General features: G+C 38.1%; 15 protein-coding genes. 12 read left to right on the forward strand and 3 right to left on the reverse strand.

Going from position 1 to position 16,213, the window contains the following annotated elements:
- The first annotated feature begins 7 nt into the window (after positions 1-7).
- Genes ACFSFY_RS05445 through ACFSFY_RS05465 form a run of 5 tightly spaced genes read left to right on the forward strand, consistent with a single transcriptional unit; the run spans position 8 to position 4,360 of the window.
- Complete coding sequence (locus ACFSFY_RS05445; protein ID WP_381536167.1) at positions 8-1,555, forward strand: lipopolysaccharide biosynthesis protein; 1,548 nt, start codon at positions 8-10, stop codon at positions 1,553-1,555.
- A 7-nt stretch (positions 1,556-1,562) separates the two neighbouring features.
- Positions 1,563-2,462, forward strand: coding sequence for a glucose-1-phosphate thymidylyltransferase RfbA (rfbA, locus tag ACFSFY_RS05450; RefSeq protein WP_381536168.1), 900 nt, complete (start codon positions 1,563-1,565; stop codon positions 2,460-2,462).
- Between the two features lie 30 nt (positions 2,463-2,492).
- Positions 2,493-3,524 (forward strand): dTDP-glucose 4,6-dehydratase, encoded by a 1,032-nt coding sequence (gene rfbB / locus ACFSFY_RS05455; protein ID WP_381536169.1) that lies wholly within the window; start codon positions 2,493-2,495, stop codon positions 3,522-3,524.
- A complete protein-coding gene (locus ACFSFY_RS05460) occupies positions 3,509-3,934 on the forward strand; it encodes a sugar 3,4-ketoisomerase (RefSeq protein ID WP_381536170.1) in 426 nt (141 codons plus the stop codon). Before rfbB ends, ACFSFY_RS05460 begins: the two co-directional genes overlap by 16 nt.
- 12 nt (positions 3,935-3,946) lie before the next feature.
- Positions 3,947-4,360 carry a sugar 3,4-ketoisomerase gene (locus ACFSFY_RS05465; RefSeq protein ID WP_381536171.1) on the forward strand — a complete coding sequence of 138 codons (414 nt, stop codon included), beginning with the start codon at positions 3,947-3,949 and terminating at the stop codon, positions 4,358-4,360.
- Positions 4,361-4,441: 81 nt separating this feature from the next.
- Here the strand turns inward: ACFSFY_RS05465 and ACFSFY_RS05470 are convergent, their stop codons facing one another.
- Both ACFSFY_RS05470 and ACFSFY_RS05475 read right to left on the reverse strand, forming a co-directional pair.
- Positions 4,442-6,166: a phospho-sugar mutase gene (locus tag ACFSFY_RS05470; protein ID WP_381536172.1), complete on the reverse strand. Its 1,725-nt coding sequence runs from the start codon at positions 6,164-6,166 to the stop codon at positions 4,442-4,444.
- Between the two features lie 141 nt (positions 6,167-6,307).
- Positions 6,308-6,964: a hypothetical protein gene (locus ACFSFY_RS05475; protein WP_381536173.1), complete on the reverse strand. Its 657-nt coding sequence runs from the start codon at positions 6,962-6,964 to the stop codon at positions 6,308-6,310.
- Between the two features lie 181 nt (positions 6,965-7,145).
- On the opposite strand from ACFSFY_RS05475, the gene ACFSFY_RS05480 reads away from it, so the two are divergent.
- The 7 genes from ACFSFY_RS05480 to ACFSFY_RS05510 all read left to right on the forward strand — a co-directional run bounded on the left by ACFSFY_RS05480 (position 7,146) and on the right by ACFSFY_RS05510 (position 15,422).
- On the forward strand, positions 7,146-7,667 hold the full coding sequence (locus ACFSFY_RS05480; protein WP_381536174.1) for a sigma-70 family RNA polymerase sigma factor: 522 nt from the start codon (positions 7,146-7,148) through the stop codon (positions 7,665-7,667).
- Positions 7,660-8,985, forward strand: a complete 1,326-nt coding sequence (locus ACFSFY_RS05485) for a DUF4179 domain-containing protein (RefSeq protein WP_381536175.1) — start codon at positions 7,660-7,662, stop codon at positions 8,983-8,985. The genes ACFSFY_RS05480 and ACFSFY_RS05485 overlap by 8 nt, the downstream gene beginning before the upstream one ends.
- Before the next feature lie 167 nt (positions 8,986-9,152).
- The gene (gene hutU, locus ACFSFY_RS05490) at positions 9,153-10,829 is read left to right on the forward strand and encodes a urocanate hydratase (protein WP_381536176.1); all 1,677 of its coding nucleotides are present in this window, start codon (positions 9,153-9,155) and stop codon (positions 10,827-10,829) included.
- Positions 10,826-12,085 (forward strand): imidazolonepropionase, encoded by a 1,260-nt coding sequence (gene hutI / locus ACFSFY_RS05495; protein WP_381536177.1) that lies wholly within the window; start codon positions 10,826-10,828, stop codon positions 12,083-12,085. Before hutU ends, hutI begins: the two co-directional genes overlap by 4 nt.
- A 26-nt stretch (positions 12,086-12,111) precedes the next feature.
- Positions 12,112-13,587 carry a histidine ammonia-lyase gene (hutH, locus tag ACFSFY_RS05500; RefSeq protein WP_381536178.1) on the forward strand — a complete coding sequence of 492 codons (1,476 nt, stop codon included), beginning with the start codon at positions 12,112-12,114 and terminating at the stop codon, positions 13,585-13,587.
- A gap of 107 nt (positions 13,588-13,694) precedes the next feature.
- A complete protein-coding gene (locus tag ACFSFY_RS05505; RefSeq protein WP_381536179.1) occupies positions 13,695-14,585 on the forward strand; it encodes a 5'-3' exonuclease in 891 nt (296 codons plus the stop codon).
- A 27-nt stretch (positions 14,586-14,612) separates the two neighbouring features.
- Positions 14,613-15,422, forward strand: a complete 810-nt coding sequence (locus ACFSFY_RS05510; protein ID WP_381536240.1) for an STAS domain-containing protein — start codon at positions 14,613-14,615, stop codon at positions 15,420-15,422.
- Between the two features lie 36 nt (positions 15,423-15,458).
- Here the strand turns inward: ACFSFY_RS05510 and ACFSFY_RS05515 are convergent, their stop codons facing one another.
- Positions 15,459-15,974, reverse strand: coding sequence for a C39 family peptidase (locus ACFSFY_RS05515; RefSeq protein WP_381536180.1), 516 nt, complete (start codon positions 15,972-15,974; stop codon positions 15,459-15,461).
- Positions 15,975-16,213: the final 239 nt, after the last annotated feature.

Below are 16,213 nucleotides of genomic sequence, written 5' to 3' on the forward strand. Positions count from 1 at the left end.
ATTGAACATGCCGAATTCGAACTCACTCAAACAAAAAACAATGAAAGGCTTATTTTGGAGCTTTATGGACCTTTTGGCCAAAGGTGGAATGCAAATAATTATTCAAGTAATTCTAGCCAGAATATTGCTGCCAGAACATTTTGGTCTCATTGGTATGGTAATTGTTTTTATTGCCTTATCTAACCTTCTTGTTGATAGTGGATTTTCCAGAGCATTAATCAGAGATGAAAACACAACACAAGAAGACTACTCAACGGTATTTTATTTTAATCTGTTTGTTTCTCTCCTCGTTTACGTATTATTATTTTTGTGTGCAGAAAGTATCAGTCTGTTTTTTGGAGAGCCTCAACTAATACTAATTATAAGAGTCCTTTCATTCGTAATAATTATTAATTCATTGGCAATCATTCAGCGAATCAAGTTAGTTAAAAATATTGATTTTAAAACAATAACATTAACTAGTGTTGTCGCGGTTATTATTTCAGGGATTATTACAATCACGATGGCTGTATTGGGTTTTGGTGTCTGGAGTCTTGTTGTAAATATGGTCTCTATGCAAGTAATTCAAACCGTTTTACTTTGGTACTACAATAAATGGATTCCTTCACTTGTTTTCAGTTCTAATTCATTAAAAAAATTCTTTGGATTTGGCTCGAAGTTGTTGGTTTCAGATTTAATAGATACATTATACAATAACTTATTTTATATTATTATTGGTCGTGTATATACGAAGACTCAACTTGGATACTATACAAATGCGGTGAAATTTAGAGACTTTGCAGCATTATCCATTTCTAATACTGTAGAACGGGTCGCTTATCCTGTCTTAAGCAGCATCCAGAATGATGAAGATCGGCTTAAGGCGGCTTTTAAAAAAGTGATAAAAACATCTGCTTTTATTAACTTTCCACTAATGGTTGGATTGGCGACTATAGCTACCCCGTTATTCAGTATCGTTCTTGGAGAGAAATGGTTGCCTGCTGTAATCTACTTTCAATTATTATGTATCGCGGGAATGCTGTACCCCACTCATATAACCAATTTAAGCATACTTCAAGTAAAAGGTAGATCTGACTTATTTCTGTTAATGGAAGTCATAAAAAAAGTGAATTTAACCGTTTTAATTATTCTTTCATTATATTTGAAACTAGGCATAATTGGATTAATATCTGCAACATTATTGAATACATTTATCTCCTTATTTGTAAATACGTACTTCTCGGGAAAAGAAATATCTTATTCAACAAAAGAACAAATAAAAGATTTATTTCCTACTTTTGCACTTTCAATTGTTATGGGAATAATAGTATTTACTGTTGGTAGCTTGTTACCTTTCAATCATTATATGAATTTAACAATACAAATAATTCTTGGAGTCAGTTTTTATATGATTATTTGTAAGTTAATGAAGAATGAAGAGCTGAAAACAGTATATTCAATACTTATCGGCTTGCTACTTAAGGTGAAATTAACACTTAACAAAGGTGTAAGTATAGAAGCTGATGCTTTGGTGGATGAGAGATCTACTGAAAATAAACGTCAAAAGGTAGGATGATTTGGTTATGAAAGGAATAATATTAGCTGGTGGGTTAGGAACACGCCTTTATCCTTTAACGAAATCTATATCGAAACAAATGTTACCTGTCTATGATAAACCGATGATTTATTATCCTTTATCGGTATTAATGCTTGCGGGTATCAAGGAGATCTTAATCATATCTACTCCGCGAGATATTGTGAGCTTTCAAGAGTTATTGGGTGATGGAAGTGATTTAGGGATTAAGCTGATCTATGAAATTCAATATCAAGCGAGCGGCCTTGCAGAAGCATTTATAGTTGGTGAAGAATTCATAGGTAATTCAACTGTTGCCCTTGTCCTAGGAGATAACATCTTTTATGGATCTGATTTTGGAAATCGTCTACAAAAAGTAGCTGCTCTAAAAAGTGGTGCAATTATCTTCGGGTGTTTTGTAAATGATCCAAGGGCTTATGGAGTTGTTGAATTGGATGAAGATAAGAATGTGCTTTCTATTGAAGAGAAACCCGACTCGCCGAAATCTTCTTACGCAATTCCAGGACTTTACTTCTTTGATAATCAAGTAGTTGAATACGCAAAGAAAGTTAAGCCTTCACATCGCGGTGAGGTGGAAATTACATGTGTAATTAATGAGTACTTAAGAAGAAATCAGTTGAAAGTAGAAGTAATGGGCAGGGGGTTGGCCTGGCTAGATACGGGTACTCATGAGTCCCTTTTGGAAGCTTCAAATTTTGTAGAAGCAATTCAAAAACGTCAGGGGCTTTATGTATCTTGTATCGAGGAAATAGCATTTAGACGAAATTATATTACAAAGGAACAATTATTGTTACTCGCCCTCCCTTTACAAAAAACAGAGTATGGAAAGTATTTAGTTGAGACAGCAATGTCCGATCAATCTGAAGATGCGTTTGTACATTCTCAATGAATACTTCAAAAATGAGAAAGGGGGGTTCTTATGAATATACTAGTAACCGGTGGTGCTGGATTCATTGGATCCAATTTTATTAAGTATCTACTTGAAAAATATGATTACACGATTGTGAATTTGGATTTGCTAACGTATGCGGGTAATTTGAAGAATCTAAAAGATATTGAGTTAAATTCAAATTACCATTTTGTTGAAGGGGATATTTGTAATCGGGAACTTGTTGAAGAAGTTTTTAGTCGTTTTGATATTCAAGTTGTTATTAATTTTGCAGCGGAGTCTCATGTGGATCGTAGTATAGAGAATCCCAAGTTATTTTTAGAAACGAATATCCTTGGAACTGAAGTGCTGCTTCAAGTAGCCAAAAATTATTGGGCAGTTGGTAATAAAAAATATAAGACTAACGCAAAGTTTTACCAGATTTCAACAGATGAGGTATATGGAACATTAGGAAAAGAAGGCTTCTTTACGGAAACAACAAACCTATCACCAAATAGTCCTTATTCCGCAACAAAAGCATCTGCAGATATGATAGCTAGGGCATATTTTGAAACGTATGGATTACCTTTGTTGCTCTCGAGGTGTTCCAACAACTATGGGCCTTTTCAATTTCCAGAGAAGCTGATTCCGATGGTAATCGAGTCCGCCATGAAGGATAGGGAAATACCTATTTATGGTAACGGGAAACAAATCAGAGATTGGTTGCACGTAGAGGATCATTGTTCAGCAATCGATCAGATTCTCCATAGTGGAAGAATTGGAGAAGTCTATAATATTGGTGGTAATAATGAAAAAGAAAATATTGAAGTTGTTCAACAAGTTCTGCGCGAATTAGAAAAAGAGGATTCTTTAATTGAATTTGTAGATGATCGATTAGGCCATGACTTGAGGTACGCCATTGATAATACAAAAATCACAAATGAGCTCGGTTGGAAACCTCGTTATACATTTGAAGAGGGATTGGCTTTAACAATTAAATGGTATTTGGAAAACAACGAATGGCTTGAAGCAATAGACACTAAAAAAACTGTTGAGGATGTGGAGAAATGGGTAAAGAATTAATGGAAACAACGTTACGGGGCAGTGAATTATTAAAGCTGGAAGAGTTTGGTGATGAACGAGGTTCACTAATTGCGTTGGAAGCTTTGAAAAATGTACCTTTTGATATAAAACGAGTTTTTTATATTTATAATACAAATCCAGATTCGCCAAGAGGATTTCATGCAATGATTGATTCTTATCAAGTGATGGTATGTGTGAACGGTTCTGTTGATGTTGTTTTGGATAATGGTACGGAGAGACAAACCTTTCCATTAAGCTCCATTCATCAAGGACTATTCGTAGATAAGATGATTTGGCACGAAATGCACAACTTTTCCGAGGATTGCATACTTATGGTACTGACCAATAATCCTTATACAGAAGAGGATAATTTAATAGGATATGAAAATTATTTAGAAATGATTAAATAAGGATGTGCACAAATGGAAATTGAAGTACATGATTTAGTTCCGAATTCTTTAGAAGGAACAGTGCAAATTGAATTGGAATATCCAGTGAATATCCCATTTGAAATCAAACGTGTATATTATATCTTTAATACACAATCAATCTATCCAAGAGGGTTTCATGCGCAAAAGGATTCCTTACAAATGCTAATTTGTTTGAAAGGATCCTGTGAATTAAGATTGGATGATGGTAAAGAGAAAAGCAGTTATAACTTAAATAGAATCAATCAAGGTGTGTTTATCGATAAATTGATTTGGCATGAAATGCACGAGTTTACTGAAGATTGTTTGCTTATGGTGCTATCAAATGATTATTATAATGAGGAAGATAACATTCGAAATTACAAAGACTTTTTGGAAATCTCCAAGAGTCCCCAGAAAGCAGTCTGAGGATACAATACAGTTTGATATCATTAAAAATGTTGCTTGCACCTAATTAGGGACAAGCAACATTTTTTTTACATTGTATTGTTACAAAACAATTCGTTCCATCAAATCCTTCTCCAACATCCGAAGAGCAGCCTCCGCTTCTTCCGCCGAACCCTTCCTAACACCAAAATATAATTTACATTTGGGTTCGGTTCCTGAAGGTCTAATACACACCCAAGAATCATCTTCTAAAAAGAATTTAAGAACATCTGCTTCTGGTAAGCTGATTGGAATGGACTCGCCGTGAATCTCATGGCGGGTTCTTTTTTTGTAGTCCTCAAGAGCAATTATTCGAATTCCTCCGATTGAATCGGGCGGATGATTGCGAAGTCCGCTCATAATTTGGCCAATGGAATCTTGTCCATCTTTTCCTTCCAAAGTAATCGATTTTAAAGACTCTTTGTAATAGCCAAATTCATTGTATAAGTTGGTGAGTGCGTCAAATAATGAGATTCCAATGGATTTATAATAGGCGGCCATTTCCGAGGTCACTAGCGCTGCTTGTACAGCGTCTTTGTCACGGGAAAATTCACCAATTAAATAACCGTAGCTTTCTTCGTAACCAAATAGGAATTTGAATTGACCACTTGAATTGTATTCTTCAATTTTTTCGGAAATAAATTTGAATCCAGTTAATGTATCTTGCGTATGGACGCCAAATTTCTCTGCTATTGCTCTTCCGAGTTCGGAGGTGACAATAGTTTTTAGTACGATTCCGTTTCCAGGAATTTCATTTTTAAGATTTTTTTGCAGTAATATATAATTCAGAAGAAGTGCACCAAGTTGGTTTCCTGTTAAAAGTTCATAATTACCATCGTCTTTACGAACAGCTACGCCGAGACGGTCGGCATCGGGGTCGGTTGCTAAAAGCAATTCGGCTTCTTTTTTATGGCCTAGTTGAATTGCGAGTTCAAAGGCTTGGCGTTCTTCCGGGTTTGGGTACGAAACTGTTGGAAAGTCAGGGTCAGAATCTGCTTGTTCTGGAACGACAGTTACATTATGAAAACCAAATCTTTTAAGGCCTGTAGTCACAGGCATGAGTCCGGATCCATGTAACGGCGTATAGATGATTGAAAGAGTTTCTTTAATAGAATGTAATTCTATCTCGCTAAGCGTGAGCAGACATTCCTGATATGCATCGTCGATTTCTTTTAATATATAATGAAGGAATCCGTTTTTAATCATTGTGTTTTCATCTTGAATATCAATTGAAAATATATTTTCAATGCTGTCCATAAAGCGTACAATCTGATCTGAGGCAGCAGGTGGAAGTTGTCCACCGTCTTCTCCGTATACTTTGAAGCCATTATATTCAGCTGGATTATGAGAAGCGGTGACAACAACACCTGCAAAAGCACCTAACTGTCTTACTGCAAATGACAATTCGGGTGTAGGACGGCTTTCTTCAAATAAGTAGACACGTATGCCGTATTTGCCAATGGTTTTTGCAATTTCAAGAGCAAATTGTTCGGAAAAATGTCTTGTATCGTAAGCGATGACAACTCCTTTTTGCATTGCGATTTCCCCATGATTTTGTATGTGTAGGGCGAGCCCTTCCGCAACAAGGCGTATTGTATATATATTAATTCTATTCGTTCCCGCACCGAGTAATCCTCTCATTCCACCAGTTCCAAACTGTATCTTTTGATAAAATCGGTCTTCAATTTCTTTATAATTCCCTACTATCGATTGTAATTCCATTTTTAAATAATCGGGTAAAGAAGCTTCTTTTATCCAAGCCTCGTATCTCTTTAAAACTTCGCTCATTAAAATCCTCCTTTATACGAATAACTGTTTAGTATTCTTCTATTCACTGTACAGCTTGTCCTTTATTTGAAGTGAAAAGTCTCACAGTTCAGGTTGCGAACTACGAGACTTTTGGGTTTTGAAGTTTTGTTGAAATTTAATTTAAAAACAAGTGAATGAATCGATTTGGTTTAAATCAATCCCAAAATATTCCCATCTTCTTCGTCTGCTGCGCCATCTATAGCCGGCTACTGACGTCCTGCCAACATAAGTTGGGTAGAACCAAAAACCTTGTCTTCTCGATAACCAGACGTACGTTTGACGATAGAGACATCCGCGAATTGCTCCAGGATCTACAGCGAAAACTTGAGCTTGATTACCGCTTCCACCAGGGTATGGTGGTGCAAAGTTCGGTGGTGGTGAAGAAGGGCCCTGCTGTCCTTGCTGTCCATGTTGCCCGGATGAGGATCCATGGTGTGGATCGAAGTTAGGCATACCATGTGCTCCAGGTGGAAAGTTCATAGGAGGTCTAAATCCAGGCATACCTGCTCCCGGAGGCGGACCAAATCCCGGCATACCGGGCCCAAATTGGTGTCCCATAGGAGGTCCATATCCGGGCATTCCTTGCCCAAATTGTTGCCCCATTTGAGGACCGTATCCAGGCATTCCTTGTTCAAATTGTTGCCCCATTGGTGAACCGTATCCTGGCATTCCAGGATTAGACTGGTATTGGTTTGACATCGGTTCAACATTATAACCTTCAGGTAATTGCGGATACCATTGTCTTTCATTTTGGTTATCCGGTGGCATATTAACCATTTGTTCACTCCTTCCTTATGATTCCCCTTATCCTATGCAACGACCCTGGGGATGGAGTGGACTTTTAAAAATTAACGATTGGTAAAAGTATTTCAAACTTTTTCGAGAACTGTATGTCTAATGTATATAAGGTAAACTAACTACAATGAATTGTAAGTGGTAGAAAGATGGGGGTGGGGTCTTGGCAGATGTTGAATTAGTAAAGAAAGCGGTTAGTGGAAATGATGAAGCGTTTTTATCTTTACTGCTTATTTATAAAGAAGATTTATTTAGGACTGCGCTGGCCTATTTGAAAAATGAAGAAGACGCACTTGAAGCAGTGCAAGAAGTAACATTTCGTGCGTATGAAAAAATACATACCTTGCGCAAGCCCGAGTATGTAAAGACTTGGCTCATACGAATTATGATGAATTATTGTCGTGATCTTTTGCGAAAACAGAAACAGTTTGTATCGAATGAAGCTGCTTTAACTCAGTATGAAATCAGTGACGATTACACGTTTCTTCAAGTTGAGGAAGCGCTTGACACACTGACTGGACAGCAACGGGAACTTGTTTATATGAAATATTTACATGATATTAAAATCAAAGACATCGCAGAACTTACAGCTACACCTGAAAGCACAATCAAAACGAGATTATATAAAGCGCTCAGTGTACTTAAATTATTTTTTGAAGAGAAGGGAGGGAGTGGCCATGTATAAAAATGAAGAAGATAAGTTGGAACAATGGAAGAAGCAAATTGAGGAACGGCCGATTTCTGAAATTCGACTTGAACAAGCTATAAAGAATGGTTTCGAACGAGGACGACTAGGGAAATCAAGGAAAAATAAAAGAATATACAAACGGAGTATCTGGTCGGTTTTTGTAGCTGCAATTTTACTAATCACGTTAGTTACGTCAATTCGTGTGTCCCCCGTATTTGCAAATGCCATTGCTTCGATACCGGGATTGGAAAGGTTTGTTGAATTTATTCGTGAAGACAAAGGGCTTGAAAGTGCGATGAACAATGAATATTATCAGGAGCTCAATCTAACCTCTGAAAAAGAAGGTGTAACATTAACGCTAAAGGGCGTCATCGCAGACGAGGAAGAAATGGTCCTATTCTATACATTAAATGGCGCTCGAAAAGATGAAGTATTTCACCTTGGTTTATCGGACATTACTGATCGAAAAGGGAATGATGTAATGCGCTGGGGATCAGCAACTCCAGATCCAATCAGTTTTGAAACCGGAAAAGAACTTGCAGTAAAAATAAATATTGGGTTTAAAGAAGGTGTGAATGAAAGTGAATTTATATTAAAGGCAACTGCAAAATCTACCGAAAGGGAAATTGATTTTGACATTCCGTTTTCATTGGCAAAAGAAAAGATGCCTACAACGCGTTATCTGGTGAATGAGACCGTTTCAATTGAAGGGCAAAAAGTTACAATCCAACAAATTGAAATTTCACCATTAAAGGTCGCAATCAGTATTCGTACAAATCCAAATAATACGAAGATCATATTTGGTTTTGAAGATTTACGATTGATGGATGAAAACGGAGAAATGTGGACGTCTATAAATGGAATTACAAGTTCAGGTACAGAAAATGAGGATGAAAAAATCTATTACTTAGAAAGTAACTACTTTGAGAATCCAGAGGAGTTGACGCTTATGTTCAATAAACTTCAAGCGATGGATAAAGATGAAGCATATATATTAATAGATACAGAAAAAGAAGTGATCTTGGAACAACCAGCAGATCAACGCTATTCAATACAGGATATAAAAAAAGGCTACTTAGAATTCTTACTAAAAAGTGAGGAAGGGTATCATACAAGTCCATTCAATTCCTTTATTGATGCCGAAGGAAAGGAAGTGAGTTTTACAAGTGGTAGTTTCTCATCTAATGGCGATGATACCGCAGTAATTGGAATGGACTTTCCGAAAGGACCTTTTGTGAACCCAGTTAAGCTTCCTTTGCACGGATATCCACAATGGATTGAAGGAAATGTGAAAGTGAAAATTAACATTAGATAACTAAAAAGGTCTGAGACAGAATTTGTGTCTCGGACTTTTTTGTGTTTATTCACTTTAACCCGCTAAAACAGTACCTTGTTAGCACGGACTAAATTTTCTGAATAGTCAACAATGGAACGTTTTCATCATGTATTATGAATGTAGATTAGTTCGAGGGGGAGTTCATTTTGGGGGAAGCGTCGAAGCGAGTCATTCGGTATCGTGGGACAGATTTGAATACAAAAGGATGGCAACAAGAGGCCGCACTTCGTATGCTGATGAATAATTTAGACGAAGAAGTGGCAGAACATCCAGATGAATTAGTTGTTTATGGAGGTATCGGGAAAGCGGCTCGAAACTGGGAGTCCTTTGATGCGATTGTCCGTTCTTTAAAAGAATTGGAAAATGATGAAACGTTATTGGTTCAGTCGGGAAAACCCGTTGCTATATTTAAGTCACATACAGATGCACCAAGAGTACTAATTGCGAACTCAAATCTTGTTCCAGCGTATGCAAACTGGGAGACGTTTCATGAACTCGATAAAAAAGGATTAATGATGTATGGACAAATGACGGCAGGAAGTTGGATTTACATCGGTTCACAAGGAATTGTGCAAGGAACATACGAGACCTTTGCGGAACTTGCTAAACAACATTTTAATGGTTCTTTGAAAGGGACAATTACATTAACAGCGGGTCTTGGCGGTATGGGGGCTGCACAACCGCTTGCGGTAACGATGGCAGGCGGGGTTTGTATTGGCATTGAAGTTGATGAATCGCGTATTGATCGACGAATCGAAACGCGCTATACAGATATTAAAACAGATTCGCTAGATGAAGCGATACGTCTTGCGAAAGAAGCGAAATTAGAAGGCAAAGCATTATCAATTGGACTTCTTGGAAATGCGACAGATATATTACCTCAGATGCTCGCAAAAGGGTTCATTCCAGACGTATTAACAGATCAGACATCGGCACATGACCCACTGAACGGCTATATACCAGTAGGAATGTCATTGATGGATGCAAGTACTTTAAGAAATGAAAACCCGGAGGAATATATCAAACAGTCAAAAGCTTCAATGGCAACTCATGTGGAAGCGATGATTGAAATGATGGATAAGGGTGCAATTACATTTGACTATGGAAATAATATTCGGCAAGTTGCAAAAGACGAAGGGGTCACACGCGCATTCGATTTCCCAGGGTTTGTTCCAGCTTATATCCGACCGCAGTTTTGCGAAGGAAAAGGGCCGTTCCGTTGGGTTGCGCTCTCTGGTGATCCGGAAGATATTTATAAAACAGATGAAGTCATTTTACGTGAATTTAGTGACAATACTCATCTGTGTAATTGGATTCGTATGGCACAGGATAAGATTGAATTTCAAGGTCTACCTGCGCGAATTTGTTGGCTTGGATACGGTGAAAGAGCGAGGTTTGGAAAAATTATAAACGATATGGTCGCTTCTGGTGAATTAAAAGCACCAATCGTTATCGGTCGGGACCACCTCGATTCGGGTTCGGTTGCTTCACCAAATCGTGAAACAGAAGCGATGAAAGATGGCTCGGATGCTGTTGCAGATTGGCCAATATTGAATGCTATGATCAATGCAGTAGGCGGTGCGACTTGGGTTTCTGTCCATCACGGCGGTGGCGTAGGAATGGGGTATTCGATTCATGCGGGAATGGTCATTGTTGCGGACGGTACAAAAGAGGCTGAAGTAAGACTGGAACGTGTACTCACGACAGATCCAGGTATGGGGGTTGTTAGGCATGTCGATGCAGGATATGAACTTGCTGAGAAAACAGCGCGCGAAAAGGGCGTTAACATTCCGATGATGAATAAAGGAGCGTCAAAAACATGAAAAACATTGTATGGATTAAGCATGCATCACAACTTGCTACACTATCCCAAAGTGGAAAAGGTCCACGAATTAAAAAAGCGATGAACGAGTTATCAATTATTGAAGATGGTAGCATTTGGATTGAAAATGGGCTTATAAAAGCAGTGGGTACGACAGAAGAACTTGAAGAATTATTTGAAAGTCGCGCACATGAAGCGGAAATTACAGATGCAACGGGTCACCTTGTTACTCCTGGGCTTGTCGATCCACATACACATGTGGCATACGGGGGAAGTCGCGAAAAAGAATTTGAAATGCGCCTTGAAGGTGCGACGTATATGGAAATTATGAATGCAGGGGGTGGCATTCATTCGACGACTAAAATGACCCGAGAAGCTACAGAAGATGAGTTAGTTGCACAGTCCCTTCGTCGCCTCGATTCATTTTTGAACCATGGTGTTACTACGATTGAAGGAAAAAGCGGCTACGGTCTAAATCTTGAAACTGAACTTAAGCAGCTTCGCGTAATGAAAAGATTGCAAAATGAGCACCCAATCGATCTTGTTCCGACATTTATGGGGGCTCATGCCGTCCCTGTTGAATACAAAGGTCGAGAAGAGGAGTATGTAACTCTTGTTATAGATGAGATGATACCTGCTGTTGCGAAGGAACAACTCGCTATTTTTAATGACGTTTTCTGTGAAGTCGGTGTATTTACACCAGAACAATCGAGACGAATTTTAGAAGCGGGTAAGAGATATGGACTCATACCAAAAATACATGCTGATGAAATCGAACCATACGAAGGTGCTGAACTAGCTGCTAGTGTTGGTGCGATATCGGCTGAACATTTGTTGCAAGCTTCTGATGAAGGGATTCAAGCAATGGCGGCAGCTGGGACAATTGCATGTTTGCTTCCGGCAACAGCATTATATCTTAGGGAAGAAGCGGCTGAGGGACGTAAAATGATTGATGCAGGTGTGCCCGTTGCAATTTCTACGGATTGTAATCCAGGTTCATCACCAACGACTTCGATGCCACTTGTTATGAATTTGGCGTGCATTTCTATGCGACTAACTCCAGCAGAAGCTCTTACTGCGGCCACTTATAACGCTGCATGTGCAATAAAAATGGAGGAAATAACAGGCTCAATTGAGATAGGAAAACAAGGCGATGTAGTGCTTTGGAATTGTTCGAATTATCAAGAGCTGCAATATCTCTTTGGTGTAAATCATGTGAATTCCGTTTGGAAAAATGGCATAAAAGTTGTTGGGTAATTAATTTGATATAAAGGAAGGTTGTCATGATTGAGTTAACAGGGTCGAGGCTTACGCTAAAACAGATGAAGGACATTTTATATCAAGATTCCAAAGTGATGTTGGATCCAAAAGCTTTGGAAAGGGTAAATAAAAGTCGTGATGCGGTTGAAAGAATTGTACGTGAAGATCGAACTGTTTACGGCATCAATACTGGTTTTGGTTTATTTAGTAATGTGAAAATTGACGAAAAAGATACAAAAGCATTGCAACTTCATCTGATACGTTCTCATTCTTGCGGTATTGGAGAACCGTTTCCAGAGATTGTTTCTAGGGCGATGGTTGTACTTCGGTTAAATGCTTTGTTGAAAGGATTTTCAGGGATACGTGCAGAAGTCCTTGAGCGGTTTGCTTATATGGTAAACAATCACATACATCCCGTAGTTCCACAACAAGGATCTCTCGGTGCATCAGGGGATCTTGCACCTTTATCTCATCTTGCTCTTGTTTTACTCGGTGAAGGTGCCGTTTGGAAAGGGGAGGAGCAGATTCCAGCAATGGATATTTGGAATGAACATGGACTAGAACCTATTGTCCTTGAAGCGAAAGAGGGTTTAGCCCTTATCAACGGAACACAAGCAATGACGGCACAAGGAGTTGTGAATTATTTAGAGGCGGAGTCTCTCGCTTTTGACAGTGAATGGATTGCTTCTATGTCAATGGAAGCACTGTATGGAATTACAGATGCGTTTCATCCAGCAATTCATGAAGCGCGAGGTTATCCTGAACAAATGGACGTAGCGGCAAGAATGTTGGATTGGTTAAACGGCAGTAGTTATACAACTGTGCAAGGGGAAAAGCGTGTTCAAGATGCCTATTCCATTCGTTGTATCCCACAAGTTCATGGAGCTAGTTGGCAAGTGCTCGGTTATGTAAAAGAGAAACTTGAGATTGAAATGAATGCCGCAACAGATAATCCGCTCATTTTTGACGATGGCAACACAGTCGTTTCAGGAGGTAATTTTCATGGTCAGCCTATAGCATTTGCGATGGATTTCTTGAAGATTGGTATGGCGGAACTTGCCAGTATTTCAGAACGTCGAATTGAACGGCTCGTGAATCCGCATCTGAACGAAGGATTGCCTCCATTCTTAAGTCCTGAGCCTGGATTACAGTCGGGTGCAATGATCTTGCAATACTCTGCTGCGAGTCTTGTATCTGAAAATAAAACACTTGCACATCCAGCATCTGTTGACTCGATTCCATCATCGGGTAATCAAGAAGATCATGTTTCAATGGGAACAATTGGCGCGAGACATGCTCAGTTAATTATTAAAAACGTAAGAAATGTCCTGGCAATTGAAGCACTTTGCGCCATGACGGGCTGCTTTATTAGGGGTGTAGATGGGATGGCACCAAAAACACGAGAAAAGTATGAAAAACTCAATCAAATTGTAATGCCAATAGTTGAAGATCGTGTATTTACTCCCGATATTCAAAAGATAGCACAGTTTTTAAAGTAAAAATAATACCATTGACGAAGCGAACTCTAAGCTTTCGTCTTTTTTTTATTAAAGTCTATGTTAGACTTTAGAAAAATGATAACAATTTATTGGGGGACTAAACGAGTATGAACACAGACAAGAAACCACATATATTACTTATTGATGGAATGGCTTTATTGTTTCGGTCATTTTTTGCAACATCTGCAATGGGTCATTATTTTCCAAACGCAGCTGGAACACCTACAAATGCAGTCCAAGGATTTGCTCGACATACAATGATGGCAACTTCAATATATCAACCGACTCACATGGCAGTATGTTGGGATATGGGTGCAAAAACATTCCGCAACGATTTATATGAAGGTTATAAATCTCACCGCCCTGAACCTGCACCTGAACTAATACCACAGTTCGATATGGCAAGAGCTGTTTCGGAATTGATTGGGTGGAAGAATTACGGCATTACTGGAATGGAAGCGGATGACCTAATTGGTTCAATGGTTGAAACATGGGATGGCAAAGCAGAAATAACAATTGTGACAGGGGATAAAGATCTTCTGCAACTTCTTAGACCTGGAGTTCAAATTGCATTTATGAAGAAAGGATACAGCGAGTATGACATTTATACTTATGAGCGTTTTCTTGAGGAATACGGTATTTCACCAAAGCAATTCATTGAAATGAAAGCATTTACTGGGGATGCTAGCGATGGATATCCGGGTGTGAAAGGAATCGGTCCCAAAATAGCCTTAGCACTTATTAAAAAGTACGGTACAATCGAAGGCGTACTCGATTCAATTCATGAGTTAACCCCTGCTCGACGTAAAAGAATTGAAGAGGACAAGGATATGCTGTATTTATCAAAACAACTTGCAGAGATTCATTGTTCTATTGAAATGGTGGGTTCTCTAGAGGATTTAGAAATACCTGTTTATGATCAAGTAAAGAGGGAATTAATAGAAGAACAAGGTTACTCAATGATTGTTCGACAAGCAGATTCACTTTTCATAAAATAGAAATCGAAAGGATGGTACCATTTGGAGATGTTTTTAGTACAATTTAGCCGGAAAATCATTGAACAAGCACCTCAGCTTGCACATGTAATTACGGAAAGTCAAAATGAGAGATATTCTATACTTAAAAAAATAGAGAATGAGCTCTATCCATCACGTATTGAACTTATAAAACTGTATGCAAATTCATTAATCATGGATGAAGAAGTTAGAATTCCGGAACTAAAGGATTGGGGAGAAAAAGCAGGTTCAGAGTTTGCTAAGCACTCTAGTGTAACAATGGATATGATGCTTAGAGAAGTACCTAGTTATCGAAATATTATTGGTACCGTGTTAAAGTATGACGCGATTGAATACGGTATTGGTGCATCCGAAATGTATGATATTGTTACACGACTTGATAGTGCAGTGAATGATATTACGTATTTTTTAAGTTTGCCATTTGTTCGTCATGAAAGCGAGAGGCTCAAGCTATCAAAATCAATCATCACTGAATTATCAGTACCTATTGTATCAATTGATGATGTTACTGCAATTCTTCCGTTAATCGGAACGATTGATCATGAACGATCATTAACTCTTCAGGAACGTGTATTACTAGATGCTTCAGAAATGCAACTGGAAACTTTGATTATTGATTTGTCTGGATTACAAACAACGGATACATTTGTTGTTCAACAATTATTCCATTTGTTTGATGCCCTATCTCTACTCGGAATACAGCCTATTGTTAGTGGTATTTCACCTGTAATCGCACAGACCCTTGTAAGTTTAGATTTAAACTTCGGACAAATTAATAGCTTTGCCTCTATGAAGCAAGCTTTGGCATATATTAAGTAAGTTCAAAAATGCTTCTATATCATGTAGTAGCATTTTTCACTTTTTTAAAGGTTCCATTTTTACAAATGACAGGATCGATTTGTTTTTATTATAAGATATTTGACGTATTCTACTTTCACGATTAGGTCCTCCATTATCATGAATAATAAGCTGAATTTCATTGTCTATTAATTCGAAACCGATAATTGGAACCCAGTGGTAATTGAATTCATATTGACCTCTCCAGTGAAACGTAAACCACTTATCAAATTTTGCTGCAACAGGGCGTCCTTCTTTTATTTGTTGAATGACCTCATCAATTCCACAATCAGCAACAATCCATCCTGCACCAAGTATTCTGCGCATATTTTGAATGTATCGATGTTTAAATAATCCAATCTTTGTACCTCCAAGGCGTTTATATAATTCATTCACATTATAGGTAGAAGAATCTTGCGTAATGTAATCCATTAATACTCGTGCTGTTACGGGTCCGCAGGCAGAGGGGCGGAAAGACTCTTTAATATCAGTGTCGTATTGTGATTTTCCTTGCACATCAAGAAGTATTTTCATTGTCGGTTCACCTCTTAGTTAGGGTCTAATTCATATCTTGATTTTATTCGTAGTTTAGCAAAACATCCTGCGAATGTCACATTCATAGTAAAAGATATATTAAAAGAATAAAAGAGTTGGATTCTGATTTTAGATCACTTTTATAATATATATAGATTGCGAAAAGTTGAATAATGATTTATAGTTAGGGGTATAGAAGTTGTTTCTATTTTTTTTACTCAGAAAATGAATGAGTATTC

The sequence above is a fragment of the Sporosarcina siberiensis genome, assembly GCF_042681925.1.
Classification (GTDB): domain Bacteria; phylum Bacillota; class Bacilli; order Bacillales_A; family Planococcaceae; genus Sporosarcina; species Sporosarcina siberiensis.

What these genes read in the sequence shown, in the direction of transcription:
- rfbA (WP_381536168.1), top strand. Translation starts at nt 1,563, where the DNA reads ATGAAAGGAATAATATTAGCTGGTGGGTTAGGAACACGCCTTTATCCT.
- ACFSFY_RS05460 (WP_381536170.1), top strand. Translation starts at nt 3,509, where the DNA reads ATGGGTAAAGAATTAATGGAAACAACGTTACGGGGCAGTGAATTATTA.
- ACFSFY_RS05475 (WP_381536173.1), bottom strand. Translation starts at nt 6,964, where the DNA reads ATGGTTAATATGCCACCGGATAACCAAAATGAAAGACAATGGTATCCG.
- ACFSFY_RS05505 (WP_381536179.1), top strand. Translation starts at nt 13,695, where the DNA reads ATGAACACAGACAAGAAACCACATATATTACTTATTGATGGAATGGCT.
- hutH (WP_381536178.1), top strand. Translation starts at nt 12,112, where the DNA reads ATGATTGAGTTAACAGGGTCGAGGCTTACGCTAAAACAGATGAAGGAC.
- ACFSFY_RS05445 (WP_381536167.1), top strand. Translation starts at nt 8, where the DNA reads ATGCCGAATTCGAACTCACTCAAACAAAAAACAATGAAAGGCTTATTT.
- ACFSFY_RS05465 (WP_381536171.1), top strand. Translation starts at nt 3,947, where the DNA reads ATGGAAATTGAAGTACATGATTTAGTTCCGAATTCTTTAGAAGGAACA.
- ACFSFY_RS05485 (WP_381536175.1), top strand. Translation starts at nt 7,660, where the DNA reads ATGTATAAAAATGAAGAAGATAAGTTGGAACAATGGAAGAAGCAAATT.
- rfbB (WP_381536169.1), top strand. Translation starts at nt 2,493, where the DNA reads ATGAATATACTAGTAACCGGTGGTGCTGGATTCATTGGATCCAATTTT.
- ACFSFY_RS05515 (WP_381536180.1), bottom strand. Translation starts at nt 15,974, where the DNA reads ATGAAAATACTTCTTGATGTGCAAGGAAAATCACAATACGACACTGAT.
- ACFSFY_RS05470 (WP_381536172.1), bottom strand. Translation starts at nt 6,166, where the DNA reads ATGAGCGAAGTTTTAAAGAGATACGAGGCTTGGATAAAAGAAGCTTCT.
- hutI (WP_381536177.1), top strand. Translation starts at nt 10,826, where the DNA reads ATGAAAAACATTGTATGGATTAAGCATGCATCACAACTTGCTACACTA.
- ACFSFY_RS05510 (WP_381536240.1), top strand. Translation starts at nt 14,613, where the DNA reads ATGTTTTTAGTACAATTTAGCCGGAAAATCATTGAACAAGCACCTCAG.